At 55.1% G+C, this 16109-nt stretch carries 16 protein-coding genes and 1 other annotated feature; all 16 genes read right to left on the bottom strand.

The features are described 5' to 3' along the window. Positions 1-30: 30 nt before the first annotated feature. A complete protein-coding gene (gene rpsG, locus YWK_RS0110190) occupies positions 31-501 on the bottom strand; it encodes a 30S ribosomal protein S7 (protein ID WP_026964708.1) in 471 nt (156 codons plus the stop codon). 94 nt (positions 502-595) lie between these two features. After that, positions 596-1015, bottom strand: a complete 420-nt coding sequence (gene rpsL / locus YWK_RS0110195; protein WP_026964709.1) for a 30S ribosomal protein S12 — start codon at positions 1013-1015, stop codon at positions 596-598. Between the two features lie 135 nt (positions 1016-1150). Then, positions 1151-1402, bottom strand: coding sequence for a ribosomal L7Ae/L30e/S12e/Gadd45 family protein (locus YWK_RS0110200; RefSeq protein WP_026964710.1), 252 nt, complete (start codon positions 1400-1402; stop codon positions 1151-1153). A gap of 240 nt (positions 1403-1642) precedes the next feature. Further along, positions 1643-5266 carry a DNA-directed RNA polymerase subunit beta' gene (gene rpoC / locus YWK_RS0110205; RefSeq protein ID WP_026964711.1) on the bottom strand — a complete coding sequence of 1208 codons (3624 nt, stop codon included), beginning with the start codon at positions 5264-5266 and terminating at the stop codon, positions 1643-1645. A gap of 134 nt (positions 5267-5400) precedes the next feature. Further along, positions 5401-8919 carry a DNA-directed RNA polymerase subunit beta gene (gene rpoB, locus YWK_RS0110210; protein ID WP_415782799.1) on the bottom strand — a complete coding sequence of 1173 codons (3519 nt, stop codon included), beginning with the start codon at positions 8917-8919 and terminating at the stop codon, positions 5401-5403. A gap of 200 nt (positions 8920-9119) precedes the next feature. Further along, on the bottom strand, positions 9120-9725 hold the full coding sequence (locus YWK_RS0110215; RefSeq protein ID WP_245578586.1) for a class I SAM-dependent methyltransferase: 606 nt from the start codon (positions 9723-9725) through the stop codon (positions 9120-9122). 215 nt (positions 9726-9940) lie between these two features. After that, on the bottom strand, positions 9941-10318 hold the full coding sequence (gene rplL / locus YWK_RS0110225; RefSeq protein WP_026964714.1) for a 50S ribosomal protein L7/L12: 378 nt from the start codon (positions 10316-10318) through the stop codon (positions 9941-9943). A gap of 45 nt (positions 10319-10363) precedes the next feature. Further along, the gene (gene rplJ / locus YWK_RS0110230; protein ID WP_026964715.1) at positions 10364-10864 is read right to left on the bottom strand and encodes a 50S ribosomal protein L10; all 501 of its coding nucleotides are present in this window, start codon (positions 10862-10864) and stop codon (positions 10364-10366) included. Between the two features lie 41 nt (positions 10865-10905). Beyond that, positions 10906-11036, bottom strand: a sequence feature (ribosomal protein L10 leader region). A gap of 55 nt (positions 11037-11091) precedes the next feature. Next, positions 11092-11796, bottom strand: coding sequence for a 50S ribosomal protein L1 (gene rplA / locus YWK_RS0110235; protein ID WP_026964716.1), 705 nt, complete (start codon positions 11794-11796; stop codon positions 11092-11094). Positions 11797-11858: 62 nt separating this feature from the next. Next, complete coding sequence (gene rplK, locus YWK_RS0110240; protein WP_026964717.1) at positions 11859-12287, bottom strand: 50S ribosomal protein L11; 429 nt, start codon at positions 12285-12287, stop codon at positions 11859-11861. A 177-nt stretch (positions 12288-12464) separates the two neighbouring features. After that, positions 12465-13010, bottom strand: a complete 546-nt coding sequence (nusG, locus tag YWK_RS0110245; RefSeq protein WP_026964718.1) for a transcription termination/antitermination protein NusG — start codon at positions 13008-13010, stop codon at positions 12465-12467. Between the two features lie 98 nt (positions 13011-13108). Beyond that, positions 13109-13336, bottom strand: a complete 228-nt coding sequence (gene secE, locus YWK_RS0110250; protein WP_026964719.1) for a preprotein translocase subunit SecE — start codon at positions 13334-13336, stop codon at positions 13109-13111. A gap of 68 nt (positions 13337-13404) precedes the next feature. Beyond that, positions 13405-13554: a 50S ribosomal protein L33 gene (gene rpmG / locus YWK_RS0110255; RefSeq protein WP_026964720.1), complete on the bottom strand. Its 150-nt coding sequence runs from the start codon at positions 13552-13554 to the stop codon at positions 13405-13407. A gap of 400 nt (positions 13555-13954) precedes the next feature. After that, on the bottom strand, positions 13955-14581 hold the full coding sequence (gene sigH, locus YWK_RS0110260; protein WP_035466685.1) for an RNA polymerase sporulation sigma factor SigH: 627 nt from the start codon (positions 14579-14581) through the stop codon (positions 13955-13957). Positions 14582-14673: 92 nt separating this feature from the next. Then, positions 14674-15222: an NYN domain-containing protein gene (locus YWK_RS0110265; RefSeq protein WP_035466642.1), complete on the bottom strand. Its 549-nt coding sequence runs from the start codon at positions 15220-15222 to the stop codon at positions 14674-14676. Beyond that, complete coding sequence (gene rlmB, locus YWK_RS0110270) at positions 15197-16108, bottom strand: 23S rRNA (guanosine(2251)-2'-O)-methyltransferase RlmB (RefSeq protein ID WP_084453627.1); 912 nt, start codon at positions 16106-16108, stop codon at positions 15197-15199. Before rlmB ends, YWK_RS0110265 begins: the two co-directional genes overlap by 26 nt. Position 16109 lies beyond the last annotated feature (1 nt).

Here is a 16109-nt window from a genome sequence, read left to right on the forward strand (position 1 = left end):
AAAGCACCCTCCTTCCGGATTCCCGCTAACCTACCAGCGGTAGTGCGCGAATGCCTTGTTGGCCTCCGCCATCCGGTGCGTGTCTTCCTTCTTCTTCACCGCACCACCCGTGTTGTTCGCAGCATCCAACAGTTCGTTCGCAAGCTTTTCAACCATGGTCTTCTCACCGCGAAGACGTGCGTAGTTGACAAGCCAGCGCAACCCCAAGGTGATGCGTCGTTCCGGACGAACTTCAACCGGAACCTGATAGTTGGAACCACCAACGCGACGAGCCTTCACCTCGAGAACAGGCATAATGTTGCGCATCGCTCCCTCAAAGACTTCCATGGGGTCTTTGCCGGTGCGCTCGCGGATCTGATCAAACGCACTGTACACAATCTTTTGCGCCGTACCGCGTTTGCCATCGAGCATGACTTTATTGATCAGACGCGTCACCATCTTGTTCCCGTAAATCGGATCTGGCATCACGTCACGCTTCGGAACAGGACCCTTACGTGGCAATGAAAATGCCTCCTTTCACACCAATGTACAGCGCAGAGCGAGCTCTGCGCCGTAATTCAAGCAGCAATCAAACTGCCGCTCTCCTCATGTTCAATTAGGACTTTTTCTTCGGGCGCTTCGCGCCGTACTTGGAGCGACCCTGCATGCGGTCCTTGACTCCCGCTGTATCGAGCGCACCACGGACAATGTGGTAACGCACACCCGGCAAGTCCTTGACACGACCGCCGCGCACCAGTACTACGGAGTGCTCCTGCAAGTTGTGCCCAATACCCGGGATATAGGCCGTGACTTCAATCTGGTTCGTCAGACGAACACGCGCATACTTCCGGAGCGCGGAGTTCGGCTTCTTCGGCGTCATCGTGCCCACACGCGTGCAGACACCGCGCTTCTGCGGAGACGGGAGGTCCGTCTGATCCTTCAAGAAGCTGTTGTATCCCTTTTGCAGTGCTGGAGCCGTAGACTTTTTCTCCACTACCTTGCGTCCCTTGCGGACAAGCTGATTAATCGTCGGCATCACTGCACCTCCTTCCAACTTTCAGAAACGGCGAGATTCATCAAGTCCACAGTGCCTGGTGGTTCACACCTTGGCATAAAAAGAGTAGACAAACCAAAGCTTCCCCTGGCTCCTCCGCCGTTTGTACCTCGACGTTTATTCTTCAATAATGGCGGCCATTGCCGCTCCAACCTCGATGCCACAGGCCTTGCCAAGTTGCTTCATAGAGTCCACCCATTCCACGGGCACCCCTTTGTCCTTCGCAAGCGACAAAACCGGAGTGGTCACCCGAGACTCTGCGTCCCTAGCAATGAACACTTGCTTTGCCGTCGATTGCTGGAGTGCTTTCGTCGTTTGGTTGGTTCCTATGGTTCGCTTCTTCGCCAGGCGTATGCGATCGAGTGACATCGCAAAAGCCTCCCCCAGAATAAACACCCCATGCTCATGGCACACTCACAGATTCTATCACCCGGCACTCTGGGCTGTCAACTTGAATATTTCTGGACGTTTTGGTGTGGTTATAGATCTTTGTCAGAAGTGACCGCCGCCCACCGCCAGACCACCACAGACAGGTGGTCTGGCGGTGGCAGCGTACGCTCTGACTGCCCGCACCAATGAATCTGCACCGGAACGACGTGATAGAGAAGATTACTCTACCGTGACAGCCTGGTCAGAGGACTGAGCCTGCACATCCTCCTGTGGATCGTCGTCGCTGGTGATTTCGATGTGGCGATATCTCGACATACCGGTTCCTGCAGGAATCAGCTTGCCGATAATCACGTTCTCCTTCAAGCCGAGCAGACGGTCGACTTTGCCCTTGATGGCCGCTTCCGTGAGCACGCGCGTGGTCTCTTGGAAGGATGCCGCGGACAAGAAGGAGTCTGTCTCCAGGGACGCCTTGGTAATACCCAACAACGCCGGGCGCGCGACGGCTGGTTCCTTGCCTTCCAGCAGCACTTTCCGGTTTGCCTCTTCGTACTCAAAGAGGTCAGCGTAAGTACCTGGCAACAGGTCCGTGTCGCCAGCGTCAAGTACACGTACCTTACGCAGCATCTGACGTACCATCACTTCGACGTGTTTGTCGTTGATGTCTACGCCTTGCAGACGGTAGACGCGTTGTACTTCACGCAGCAGGTAGTTCTGAACGCCCTGCAAGCCTTTGACGCGGAGCATTTCCTTGGGATCCACGGATCCTTCGGTCAGTTCGTCGCCCGCTTCAACTTTCTGGTTGATGCTGACACGCACGCGAGAACCGTAAGGAATTGCGTACACCTTCGTCTCGGACTCACCGGTGACTTCGATTTCTCGCTTGTCCTTGGTCTCACGGATGTCACTGATGACACCGTCGAACTCAGCGATGACCGCTTGCCCCTTCGGGTTACGAGCCTCGAACAGCTCCTGAATACGCGGCAAACCTTGCGTGATGTCGTCGCCAGCCACACCACCGGTGTGGAACGTACGCATGGTCAGCTGCGTACCCGGTTCACCGATGGATTGCGCGGCGATAATGCCGACGGCCTCGCCAATCTCGACCATCTTGCCGGTTGCCAAGTTCTTGCCGTAACACTTCACGCACACCCCGTGTTGCGTGCGGCACGTCAGCACCGAACGAATGATGACTTCCTTGATGCCAGCCTCCACAATCTCTGTGGCCTTTTCAGCATCAATCAGCTCATTCTTCGAGACAATCTTCTTACCGGTTTCCGGATGGTACACATCCTGGAACGCGATGCGGCCTTCCAGGCGATCGTACAGGTCTTCGATGACCTCACGGCCATCGCGGATCTCTGCTACCTTCAAGCCTTTATCTGTACCACAGTCGACCTGTCGTACAATCGTGTCCTGCGCCACGTCCACCAGACGGCGCGTGAGGTAACCGGAGTCCGCAGTACGAAGCGCGGTATCCGCGAGACCCTTCCGGGCACCGTGCGTGGAGATGAAGTACTCCAACACCGACAACCCTTCCCGGAAGTTCGACTTAATCGGCATCTGAATGATCTCACCAGACGGGTTGGCCATTAGGCCGCGCATGCCCGCCAACTGTGTAATCTGCGAGTTACTACCACGCGCACCGGATGTCGCCATCATGTAAATTGGGTTCAATTCATCCATGCTCTCCATCAGCGTATTGGACAGCTTTTCTTTCGCTTCGCTCCAGATTTGGCTGAAGGAGACGTATTTTTCCTCGTCGGTAATCAAACCGCGGCGATACTGCTGTGTCAATTTCCGGTTCTTCGCTTCCGCTTCCTCAAGGATGGTGGCTTTCTCTTCCGGCACGACGATGTCCGCCACGGAGATGGTGATACCCGCCTGCGCGGAATAGTGGAAGCCGAGCTTCTTCACGCGGTCCAGAATTTCCGACGTCATGGTCGTTCCGTACTTACGGAAGCATTCCGCTAGGATATTCCCGAGGTCCTTCTTGATGATGGCCTTCGGTATCTTGCGTTCGCGTATGCGAGCCTGTAAGTCGACGCCTTTTTCAAACACAAACGTTTCATCCGGGGTTCCGACCAGCAAATTCTGCTTGTTGCCACTGTGCAAGTACGGAAAGTCTTTCGGGAAAATTTCATTGAAGATGAGTTTTCCCGGTGTCGTAATCAGCATGGCGTCTTGCTGTTTTTCAGTAAACGACGTCTTACCGAGCGAGCGAGCCGGCAATGCAATTCGCGTATGCACGGTGATATGACCTTGCTGGTATGCGATCATCACTTCGTCCGGGTCGGCGTACACTTTGCCCTCGCCCTTGGCCCCAGCAATCTCGATGGTCAAGTAGTACGGGCCCAGAACCATGTCCTGCGTCGGTGTAACAACCGGCTTTCCATCCTTCGGGTTCAGGATGTTGTGCGCAGCAAGCATGAGCAGGCGTGCTTCTGCTTGCGCTTCCGCGGACAGCGGCACGTGTACAGCCATTTGGTCTCCGTCGAAGTCCGCGTTGTACGCCGTACATACGAGCGGATGCAATCGGATGGCCCGCCCTTCCACCAAAACCGGCTCGAACGCTTGAATGCCCAGACGGTGCAACGTTGGTGCGCGGTTCAGGAGCACTGGGTGTTCCTTGATGACGTCTTCGACAACGTCCCATACCTCTGGAGACACGCGCTCGACTTTTCGCTTCGCACTCTTAATGTTGTGCGCCAGTCCGCGAGCCACCAGTTCCTTCATGACAAACGGCTTAAACAGCTCGAGCGCCATTTCCTTCGGGAGACCACACTGGTACATCCGGAGATCTGGACCCACGACGATAACCGACCGTCCAGAGTAGTCGACGCGTTTCCCGAGCAGGTTTTGACGGAAACGACCTTGCTTCCCTTTCAGCATGTGCGAGAGCGACTTCAGCGGACGATTTCCCGGTCCAGTCACCGGACGGCCGCGACGACCGTTGTCAATCAGGGCGTCGACCGCTTCTTGCAACATGCGTTTCTCATTTTGAACAATAATATCCGGCGCGCCGAGATCAAGCAGCCGCTTCAGGCGATTGTTGCGGTTAATGACGCGGCGGTACAAGTCGTTTAGGTCAGATGTCGCGAAGCGCCCACCGTCCAGCTGCACCATTGGCCGCAAATCCGGTGGAATGACCGGCAGAGCCTCAAGAATCATCCAGCTGGGGTGGTTGCCCGACCCACGAAACGCTTCAAGGACTTCCAGACGCTTAATGGCCCGGTTGCGACGTTGACCTTGTGCCGTGCGCAGTTCCTCTTTGAGCACTTCCACTTCCTTGTCCAGGTCAATGTCCAGCAACAGCTTCTTGATTGCTTCGGCGCCCATGCCCGCTTCAAAGGCATAGCCGTACTTTTCACGGTAAGAACGGTACTCCTTTTCGCTGAGCAGTTGCTTCTTTTCCAACGGCGTATCGCCAGGATCCGTTACCACGTACGACGCGAAGTAAATGACTTCTTCCAACGCACGTGGGGACATGTCCAGCACCAGGCCCATGCGGCTTGGAATCCCTTTGAAATACCAAATGTGTGAGACAGGCGCTGCGAGTTCGATGTGTCCCATCCGCTCGCGGCGCACCTTGGACCGAGTGACTTCGACGCCGCACCGGTCACAGACAACGCCCTTGTACCGTACGCGCTTGTACTTTCCGCAGTGACACTCCCAGTCACGTTGAGGACCGAAGATACGCTCGCAGAACAACCCTTCTTTTTCTGGGCGCAACGTACGGTAGTTGATGGTTTCCGGCTTCTTGACTTCCCCGTGTGACCAAGAGCGGATTTTCTCCGGTGATGCGAGTCCAATTTTCATGAACTCGAAGTTGTTCACGTCTAACAAGGAGCACCCTCCCTTTCATCAGTGCGGGCACGCCGCTGACACAGATGTCAGCGGCTGTACCTCGAGGCTTCCGTATGTGGAAGGCGGTCATCGCACCCGGCAGTCAGACCGCGGTCATCTGAAACAGAATCCACTCATTCCCCAACTTCATGCGCTTCGAGATTGAGGTTGAGCTTCTCCCCAGCGTCTTCGTCCTCGTCTATCTCCCGCATGATGATCTCTTGCTCGTCTTCACTGAGGATCTTGACGTCCATGCCGAGGCTCTGCAGTTCCTTAATCAACACCTTGAACGACTCAGGAACACCAGGCTCTGGCACGTTTTCGCCCTTCACAATGGCTTCGTACGTCTTCACGCGGCCGACCACGTCGTCCGATTTGACTGTGAGTATTTCTTGGAGCGTATATGCAGCGCCGTACGCTTCCAGCGCCCACACTTCCATCTCACCAAACCGTTGCCCACCGAACTGTGCCTTACCACCGAGTGGCTGTTGCGTGACTAGCGAGTACGGCCCCGTTGAACGAGCGTGGATCTTGTCGTCAACCAAGTGGTGCAACTTGAGCATGTACACGTAACCGACCGTGACGCGGTTGTCGAACGGTTCGCCCGTCCGGCCGTCGTACAGCACTTGCTTTCCATCTCGCGGGAACCCAGCTTCCTCAAGTGTGTCGAACACGTCTTCGGCATGCGCACCGTCAAAGACTGGTGTTGCAATCCGAATCCCCAACGCCTTGGCAGCCATGCCAAGGTGGGTTTCCAACACCTGTCCGATATTCATTCGGGACGGGACACCCAACGGGTTCAAGACAATCTGTACGGGCGTTCCATCTGCCAAGAACGGCATGTCTTCTTCCGGCAGAATCCGCGCGACAACACCCTTGTTTCCGTGGCGACCTGCCATCTTGTCCCCGACGGAAATCTTTCTCTTTTGCGCAATGTAGACGCGGACGAGCTGGTTCACACCCGCCGGCAGTTCGTCGCCGTTCTCGCGCGTGAACACCTTCACGTCAACCACAATGCCCGCGCCACCGTGTGGCACGCGAAGCGACGTATCCCGGACTTCTCGAGCCTTTTCGCCGAAAATCGCGTGCAACAAGCGTTCCTCTGCAGTCAACTCGGTGACGCCCTTCGGCGTGACCTTACCGACGAGGATATCGCCCGCGCGAATCTCAGCACCGATGCGGATGATGCCCCGTTCATCCAAATTGCGCAGCGCGTCTTCACCCACATTTGGAATGTCTCGCGTAATCTCTTCCGGCCCCAGTTTCGTGTCACGGGCCTCCAGCTCGTACTCCTCGATGTGAATCGAGGTGTACACGTCCTCTTTTACCATTTTCTCTGACAACAGAATGGCGTCTTCGTAGTTGTACCCTTCCCACGTCATGAAGGCGACGAGCACATTTCGACCAAGCGCCAATTCACCGTTGTCCGTAGCGGGCCCATCTGCAATGATGTCTCCCGCTTTCACCTCTTGCCCCTCAGAGACAATCGGACGTTGATTGATACACGTGTTTTGGTTGGAGCGCGTAAACTTCAACAAACGGTATTTATCCAAGTCGCCAAGCACGACTTTCCCATCGACCTCGTGCTTCGTACGAATCCAGATTTCCCGCGCAGTGACGCGCTCCACAACACCGTCGCGCTTCGCCACAACGCAGACGCCAGAGTCTTTCGCCGCCTTGTGTTCCATACCCGTACCGACATATGGAGCATCCGGCACCAGCAGCGGAACCGCCTGGCGTTGCATGTTGGACCCCATCAACGCGCGGTTTGCGTCGTCGTTTTCAAGGAACGGAATCAGCGCCGTCGCGACCGACACGACCTGTTTCGGTGAAACGTCCATGTAGTCAATTCGGTCTTTCGGCACGCTCAGGATGTCACCGCGATACCTTGCCACAACTTCCTGTTCAGCGAAGAAATTGTCTTCGGTCAACTTGGCGTTGGCCTGTGCGACGATGTAGTTCTCTTCTTCGTCTGCCGTCAGATAGTCTATATGGTCAGTGACCTGGCCGGTGTCCGGATCCACCCTGCGGTACGGGGTCTCAATGAACCCGTATTCGTTGATCCGGGCGTACGTCGAAAGCGAGTTGATCAACCCGATGTTGGGACCTTCTGGCGTCTCAATCGGGCACATCCGACCATAGTGCGAATAGTGAACGTCGCGCACTTCAAAGCCAGCTCGTTCACGGGTCAAACCACCCGGTCCGAGCGCCGACAGACGGCGCTTGTGCGTCAATTCCGCCAGCGGATTTGTCTGGTCCATGAACTGTGACAGCTGGCTGGAACCAAAGAATTCTTTGATAGCTGCAATCACAGGTCGAATGTTGATCAACGCCTGTGGTGTGATGGCGCTCGCGTCCTGAATCGACATGCGCTCACGGACAACGCGCTCCATACGCGACAGCCCAATCCGGAACTGGTTCTGCAACAATTCGCCCACCGAGCGCAGGCGTCGGTTGCCCAGGTGGTCGATGTCGTCGGTCGTCCCAACCCCGTGCAACAGATTGAAGAAGTAACTTACGGCTGCAAGGATGTCAGCCGGAAGGATATGCTTCACATTGCGTGGAATAGATCCATTACCAATGACATGAATGATCTTCGCATCTTCGGTAGGACTGAAGATCTTCACCATTTGCAAGCGAATGGTGTCGTCCTCCGTCAGGTCAGGCGTACCTTTGACCTCCAGGCGACCCACGTTGCGTTCCAGAGCCGGGATGATCTTATCCAGCAAGCGGCGGTCAATGATTTGCCCAGCCTCTGCAATGATCTCACCGGAATCGAGATCCACCAGCGTTTCCGCCAACCGTTGGTTCAAAAGGCGGTTTTTGATGTGCAATTTCTTGTTGATCTTATAGCGACCGACATTCGCTAGGTCGTAGCGCTTCGGATCAAAGAAGCGAGACGCCAACAGAGCCCGCGCATTTTCCAATGTCGGAGGCTCACCCGGGCGAAGTCGTTCGTAAATTTCGACCAGCGCGCGCTCGGTGGAATCGGTCGTATCCTTATCCAACGTATTGCGCAGGTACTCGTCTTCCCCGAGCAAATCGATAATTTCAGCGTCCGTGCTAAGCCCCAGCGCACGCAAAAGGACCGTAATCGGTAGTTTCCTGGTACGGTCAATACGAACGTAAACCACGTCTTTCGCGTCTGTCTCAAATTCAAGCCAGGCGCCGCGGTTCGGGATGACGGTAGCAGCAAAGGTGCGTTTGCCGTTCTTGTCGATTTTGCTGTTGTAGTACACACTTGGCGAGCGGACCAACTGGCTGACAATGACGCGTTCAGCGCCATTGATGATGAACGTACCAGTTTCCGTCATGAGCGGGAAGTCACCCATGAACACTTCCTGCTCTTTGACCTCACCAGTCTCCTTGTTCAACAAACGAACTTTCACACGAAGCGGCGCTGCGTATGTAACGTCGCGCTCTTTGCATTCTTCGACGTCGTACTTGGGCTCACCGAGACTGTAGTCGATAAACTCCAGTACAAGATTCCCCGTGAAGTCCTGGATAGGCGAGATGTCTGCGAACATTTCGCGCAACCCCTCGCGCAAGAACCACTCGTAGGACTTTTGCTGGATCTCGATGAGGTTCGGTAAGTCCAGCACCTCGCGGATACGGGAATAAGAGCGCCGTTCACGCCACCCGTACTTGACCATGTGTCCCTGCAAATACGTCACCCCTCATGTGAAGTTGGAATGTCTATGTGATGAAACAAAAAAGAAATGAGGTCGCGCGGAACCACATTTTCGGAAATCGCCGTAATATTCACCTATCACCAAAGTAGAGGATTTTTATTCATTCCTTCAGCTTCAAATGAGTTTGCATTGAATGACTTTAGCATATTGGTGTGCAACTGTCAACTACGAGTCGCACGTGCGTGAAAGATGTGGTAACCAGCCGCACGGTCTACTAAGCGCACATCCCCGAACAATTCCTCCAACTTCTTCTTGGCACTGGGCGCTCCGTGTTTTTTCTGAATGACAATCCAGAAGTCACCGCCCTCGACCAGGTGGTTGCGGGCTTCCTCAAACAATCGATAAATCACGGCCTTACCAGCCCGAATCGGTGGATTGAGCAGAACCGCATCCGCCACCACGTCAGGCACCTCTGCGAAGCCGTCACTTTGGTATACCTTCCTCCGTTCGCCGAGAAAGTCCGTGTTCTTGTGCGCGAGTTCTACGGCGCGACGGTTCACGTCCAACATGGTCCACGTCGTTTCCGGATACACCTTCGCCAAGGCCGCGGCCACAACTCCGTAGCCACATCCGAGGTCTACAATGTGCACCCGCCCAGTCAAGTCCACGGTCTCTATCAATAACCGAGTGCCGAAATCCAGCCCTTTCTTCGCGAACACGCCGGAGTCTGTAGTCAGTCGCAGCTCAACGTCACGCACACGAACCATCACATCGTGTGGACGGCTCTCACTCATCGGATCCGCCGAATAATAGTGACTGCTTTCCACGGTATCACCCACCTTCCAGGACAGACAACACGAGGTTCACGGAAACATTCCACGAAAGCGATTGGAAAACCACCGCATCCGGCTGTCCCACACCGCTGTACACGTCGATTGTACATCGGCCACCCCCGACGCACAAACTCAGACCAATTCCACCAGATGCACGCCATTAAAAAATTGGGCACCCATCCGCAGGGTGCCCAATTCCGTGGCTAATGTTACTTGATTTCGACGGATGCGCCAGCTTCTTCGAGCTTCGCCTTGATGGCTTCTGCGTCTTCCTTGCTGACTTTTTCTTTCAACGGCTTCGGAGCGCCGTCGACCAATTCCTTCGCTTCCTTCAGGCCGAGACCGGTGATTTCGCGAACAACCTTGATGACGTTGATCTTGGAGCCACCAGCGCTCGTGAGGATTACGTCGAATTCGCTTTGCTCTTCAGCAGCGTCGCCGCCTGCAGCCGCGCCACCAACAACCGCAACCGGTGCAGCAGCGGTTACGCCGAACTCTTCTTCGATGGCCTTGACGAGATCATTCAGTTCAAGAACGGACATGCCCTTGATGGTTTCCAGGATACCTGCAACCTTTTCGTTTGCCAAATTGGACGCCTCCCAATATCGGAATAGGATGTAAAATCGTTGAGATTACTCGGCAGTTGCGCCTTCCTGTTGCTCCGCAACCTGCTTGACCGCGTACGCAAAGTTGCGCATTGGCGCCTGCAGCACGCTGAGCAACATGGACAGCAGACCTTCACGAGACGGCAAGCTTGCGAGACTTTCCACTTCCTTGGCCGTCACGACGCGGCCTTCCACAATACCGCCCTTCAGTTCGAGCGCCTTGTGCTTCTTCGCGAACTCGTACAAAACCTTCGCCGGAGCGACCACGTCTTCGAAGCCGAAGGCAATTGCGGATGGGCCAGTGAGGTATTCCTCAATCCCCTCCACCTTCGCTTCCGCAGCAGCGCGGCGCGTCAAGGTGTTTTTGTACACGTGGTACTCAACCCCCGCCTCGCGCAACTGCTTGCGGAGTTCCGTCACTTCAGCCACGGTCAAGCCGCGGTAGTCAGTGACGATGGTGGACTTACTGCGAGCCAGGCGATCCGCAATTTCCTGGACCACTTGTTGTTTCTCCTCGCGAACTCCCATGCCGGTGGATGCACCTCCTGTGTCCTATTTTCAGGATGAACCGTCCGATATGAAAAGTCGCGCCACTCCAACCGGAGGGCGCGACAAGCCAATCTATCGTCGCGAACCTCGGTAGGCGGTTTCCCATTATCCATTACGGACCTACTGTCTCTGGTTCATCCATATTCAGACAACGGACTAATGGTAGCCCATCGCCGACCTTGAAGTCAAGTTCCAAATTTCAACCATTACTCTGCCGCAGCAGTCAAGCGTTGCGGGTTGACCTTGATGCCAGGGCCCATCGTCGTAGAGACGCTGACGTTCCGAATGAAGGTGCCCTTGGCGGCTGCCGGCCTCGCCTTCAGCAAAGCATCCATCAGCGTGCGGAAGTTTTCGAGCAACTTGTCCGCATCAAACGATGCCTTACCGATTGGAGCGTGCACATTGCCTTGCCGATCCACGCGGTACTCAATCTTACCAGCCTTGATCTCAGACACTGCACGCGCGACGTCAAACGTTACCGTACCGGTCTTCGGGTTTGGCATCAGGCCTTTGGGACCCAGTACGCGACCCAGTCGACCAACGGAGCCCATCATATCGGGCGTGGCAACGACGACGTCAAAGTCAAACCAGCCTTGCGAGATTTTTTGGATATAGTCATCATCACCAACGTAGTCCGCTCCGGCCGCTTCAGCTTCCTTCGCCTTTTCGCCCTTCGCAAATACCAACACGCGCGCCGTTTTACCGGTGCCATTCGGAAGGACGACCGCCCCGCGAATCTGTTGATCTTGCTTCTTCGGATCTACGCCGAGGCGTACAGCGACTTCCACGGTCTCGTCGAACTTCGCTGATGCAGTTTGCTTCACAAGAGCCATGGCTTCAGCGGGATCGTAGACTTTATTCTTGTCTACCAATTTCTCCACTTCCGCCCGGCGCTTCGAAATGCGAGCCATTTTATACACCTCCATGTGGTTGAGCGGCGCGAGGCCTCCCACAGATGACCGCGCCCGTGGCGTCAGTCTTCAATCAAAATACCCATGCTCCGGGCGGTACCTTCTACCATGCGCATCGCCGCTTCAACAGAAGCTGCGTTCAAGTCTGCCATCTTTTGCTCCGCGATTTCACGCACTTTCGCGCGCTTTAACGTGGCCACTTTCTTCTTGTTCGGTTCAGAAGAACCGGACTCAATGCCAGCAGCCTTTTTCAGGAGCACTGCAGCCGGCGGAGTTTTCAAGTCAAACGTGTAGGAACGGTCTTCGTACACGTACAGGACTACCGGAATGATAAGCCCGACCTGATCAGCCGTCCGCGCGTTGAATTCCTTACAAAATCCCATAATGTTACCGACTTGCGCTTGACCAAGAGCCGGACCAACCGGCGGCGCTGGGGTGGCCTTACCTGCAGGAATCTGCAGCTTGACGACCTTGATGATTTTCTTCGGCAACACGTCCACCTCCTTTGCCACATAATGTGGTGTTCTCGGGCAATGCCCTCCCACTTCTGTCTCCCTTTGGCAAAAGCCGGCCGGGAAACGGGCCAACAGCTATATGGACGCTTGTCAAAGCGCCACAGAAAATAGGTCATGCGTATACGCAGACCTATGATCTGCCATCGCGATGTCTTAGGACAACTTTTCCACCTGCGTGAAGTCGACTTCCAGGGGCGTTTCGCGGCCGAACATCGACACAAGGACCTTGAGCTTCTGCTGATCCGCGTGAATCTCCTCAACATTGCCAACCATATCCGCGAACGGACCGTCAACAATGCGCACAACTTCTCCGACTTCGTAGTCTACACGAGTCTTTACATCCTCTGTCCCCGTGGTCCGCAGAATGGCTCGTACTTCAGCCGGGAGCAGCGGAACCGGTTTGGATCCACCACCCGTAGATCCGACAAACCCTGTCACCCCTGGCGTATTACGCACAACGTACCAAGAGTCGTCCGTCATAATCATCTCGACCAGGACATATCCGGGGAAAACCTTGCGCTGAACGACTTTTTTCTTGCCGTTCTTGACTTCCAACTCGTCTTCTGTCGGAACGAGCACGCGGAAAATCTTGTCCTCCATGCCCATGGTCTGCACGCGGCTTTCCAGATTGTTCTTGACCTTGTTTTCGTAACCGGAGTACGTGTGAATCACATACCACTGTTTTTCAAGGTTTTCCATGTTGAGGGCGGAATGCCCCGCACCCCCCGACTTCAGCATTAAAGTCCTGCGACCAGGCGTACCTCCTCCTAGGATAGGCATGCCCCGCCGCAGTTAGACTAAATCAGTCCAATCAAAGACATCAGCTTGCTCACGCCGACATCGAATCCCCAGACCAACAACCCCATGACAAAGCACATGAGCAAAGCAGCGGTTGTGAAGTTTATAACCTCTTTGCGACCCGGCCACCGAACACGTCGTAACTCCTTGACCGTTTCAGCAAAGAAGGCTATGACACCTGACCGTTTCTGTTTGCGTTGTACAACCTTTTCGCTGGGCTTTGCCATGATCAAATACCTCACTTCTTTACGTCGAAGATACAAGAGGTCAGCAACAGGGCAACGGACCCTCGCGTTTAGCGAGTTTCCCGATGTACAGTGTGGCTATTGCAGTAACGGCAGAACTTCTTCAGCTCGATACGGTCAGGATCGTTCTTCTTGTTCTTCGTCGTGGTATAGTTCCGCTGTTTACAGTCTGTGCAAGCGAGCGTGATGATAGTGCGCATTCCGGTACACCTCCCTCAAAAGGGCAACGTCATAAATAAAAGGGGCCCAGAAACCCCCATAGACTTTACTAAAAGTAGCATAGGCGCGGCTAGCATGTCAAGGTGGAAACCCCTTCCTCGCTTCACTCCTGCGCTAAAGCGAGCCGTTCGTGAGAGGTAATCCTTTTCCATACAAAGAAGTGCTCAGCGAGACCTGCGTGTACCTACCGAATCGTCGGCGAAAGGGAATCGACTTCTCTCGTTCCCCAAAACATAAATAGAGACACCCTCGCGGGTGCCGTTTCGAGACAGCCTGAACGCCTCGAACAATCGTCACAAATGCGGTACAGCACAAACAACTTTTTACGCTCCGATGAGCTGACGCATGGTGACAGGACAGAAACATCGCGCCAATGTGCCGTCAGTTGCGCCCGGCGAGGTACTTCTCCAACTTGCGCTTTACGCGCTGCAGCGCGTTGTCAATCGACTTCACATGTCGGTCCAAGTCTACGGCAATCTCTTGATAAGAGCGCCCGTCGAGATAGAGCATCAAAACTTTCCGCTCCAAATCGCTCAACAATTCCGACATTTTGACCTCGATGTCGTCGAACTCTTCCTGATGGATAACAAGTTCTTCCGGATCCGTGACTCTCGCCGCACAGATAACGTCCAGCAAAGTCCGGTCGGAATCCTCGTCGTATATAGGCTTGTCCAGTGAGACGTAGGAATTCAGCGGAATATGTTTTTGACGCGTAGCCGTCTTAATCGCTGTGATGATTTGGCGTGTAATGCATAGTTCGGCAAAAGCCTTGAACGAAGTCAACTTGTCCTCGCGAAAATCGCGAATCGACTTGAACAGGCCTATCATGCCTTCTTGCACAATGTCCTCCCGGTCAGCACCAATCAGGAAGTATGAACGAGCCTTGGCGCGAACGAAATTCCGGTACTTGTGAATCAAATACTCAAGTGCTTCAGTATCCCCGTTCCGAACAGCTTCAACGAGATCTTCATCTGCGCGATCCTCAAGGGCAGGAACGATATTCACCATTTCCGTCTGAGTTGTCACGTTATCACCCCGAATCGGCTGCCAGGATGACGATATTATACATTATGTAATCTATCAAGGTCAATGTACTAGATTTATCCCCTTCGCCATTTTTCGAGGATATTCGCGATGTCGTGTCGAATCGTGTCAATCAAAGGGGTGCGTGCACTGTCGTTTTTACTTTCCACGGTCCTGCGGATGCTGTGCTTGACGTCCCGCAGCTGCTGGAGGAACTCACGCGCGGAAATGCGGAGCGCGCCGCCGCCGAAGGTGACCTGCTGTTCCGCGAAGTCGGACGTCGCGACCGTAATCTTTCGGTAGGTATCTCGAAGTTCATACACCAGCCGCTCAATGCGGTCGTCAGCGGTCTCCTGGTGGGAAGTAAAAATGATGCGTACGCCGGCTTCCATCGTCTCTGATCCTGGCTTTTTGGCGTGATGGGCATCATAGACCACAATCACGTCATCTCCTGAAAACGCCCTGTACTCCTTGAGCAAATCTAGCAATTGATCCCGCGCCGCGTCCACGTCCTCCAGCGCTTCAAGCGCGGATCTCTGCATTTGTGCGACAACGTTGTAACCGTCCACTATCACACACTGCAATCCGCGCTTGTGCCGTTTAACCCCTCTGCCGAACGACTTCATACAGCAGCACGCCTGCGGCCACAGAAGCGTTCAGGCTCTGCAACTTGCCCAGCATCGGCAATTGAACGAGAAAATCGCAGTGCTCCTTCACCAGCCGGCTGAGGCCCTTCCCTTCGGCTCCAATCACAACGGCAATAGGACCGTTGTAATCGACTTGCGTATACATCGAGGTGCCATCGACATCGGCGCCGACAATCCAATAGCCTGCCGATTGCAGGCGTTCCATCGCCTGTACGAGATTGGATACCCGCGCCACAGGCACGTATTCGACGGCGCCTGCAGCTGCTTTCGCCACCGTTTCCGTCAACGGTACGGCCCGCCGCTTGGGAATCACCACCCCTTGCGCTCCCACCGCTTCTGCGGTACGGAGAATGGCGCCAAAATTGTACGGATCCGACACTTCATCAAGTAGCAATACAAGCGGAGGTTGGCCGGTCTGCCGCGCAAGCACGTCCTCCAGTTCCACGTACTCCCTGGGCGCTACATAGGCCACGACACCCTGGTGGTTTTCTCCAGCCACCTTTTGCAGGTGCGCCTTGGGCACCGTTTGCACCACGACCCCCGCGGCCCTTGCCTTACCGAGAATTTCAATCAGGCTCCCGCCCTCCGAAGCTTCCGACACGAGAATCTTGTTAATCGGACGCCCGGACTTGAGGGCTTCCAGCACAGGATGGCGTCCCCGGACGATGTTCGCGCTGTCCTCTCGAGGCCCTGTAACTTCCGCCGGCCTGGTACTGGTTGCATGTCCGGCGGATGTTGCGCCCCCCCGTGCCGAGCCGCGTTGCCCTTTTGCGAAGGCGCTGCGCCCCCCGCTGCTGCCGCGTGCGGGACTTCCTGTCTTTCCGGCACCCGCCCTGCGCAGGCGTTCTCTACCTCCACGTTGCATC

It is taken from the genome of Alicyclobacillus pomorum DSM 14955 (assembly GCF_000472905.1).
GTDB lineage: Bacteria > Bacillota > Bacilli > Alicyclobacillales > Alicyclobacillaceae > Alicyclobacillus_A > Alicyclobacillus_A pomorum.

Bases quoted from the DNA above. Each gene is read 5' to 3' on its own strand.
- rpsL (WP_026964709.1), bottom strand. From the start codon at position 1,015: ATGCCGACGATTAATCAGCTTGTCCGCAAGGGACGCAAGGTAGTGGAG.
- YWK_RS0110200 (WP_026964710.1), bottom strand. From the start codon at position 1,402: ATGTCACTCGATCGCATACGCCTGGCGAAGAAGCGAACCATAGGAACC.
- rpoB (WP_415782799.1), bottom strand. From the start codon at position 8,919: ATGGTCAAGTACGGGTGGCGTGAACGGCGCTCTTATTCCCGTATCCGC.
- rplJ (WP_026964715.1), bottom strand. From the start codon at position 10,864: ATGGGAGTTCGCGAGGAGAAACAACAAGTGGTCCAGGAAATTGCGGAT.
- rplA (WP_026964716.1), bottom strand. From the start codon at position 11,796: ATGGCTCGCATTTCGAAGCGCCGGGCGGAAGTGGAGAAATTGGTAGAC.
- nusG (WP_026964718.1), bottom strand. From the start codon at position 13,010: ATGGAAAACCTTGAAAAACAGTGGTATGTGATTCACACGTACTCCGGT.
- secE (WP_026964719.1), bottom strand. From the start codon at position 13,336: ATGGCAAAGCCCAGCGAAAAGGTTGTACAACGCAAACAGAAACGGTCA.
- rpmG (WP_026964720.1), bottom strand. From the start codon at position 13,554: ATGCGCACTATCATCACGCTCGCTTGCACAGACTGTAAACAGCGGAAC.
- sigH (WP_035466685.1), bottom strand. From the start codon at position 14,581: ATGGTGAATATCGTTCCTGCCCTTGAGGATCGCGCAGATGAAGATCTC.
- YWK_RS0110265 (WP_035466642.1), bottom strand. From the start codon at position 15,222: ATGAAGTCGTTCGGCAGAGGGGTTAAACGGCACAAGCGCGGATTGCAG.
- rlmB (WP_084453627.1), bottom strand. From the start codon at position 16,108: ATGCAACGTGGAGGTAGAGAACGCCTGCGCAGGGCGGGTGCCGGAAAG.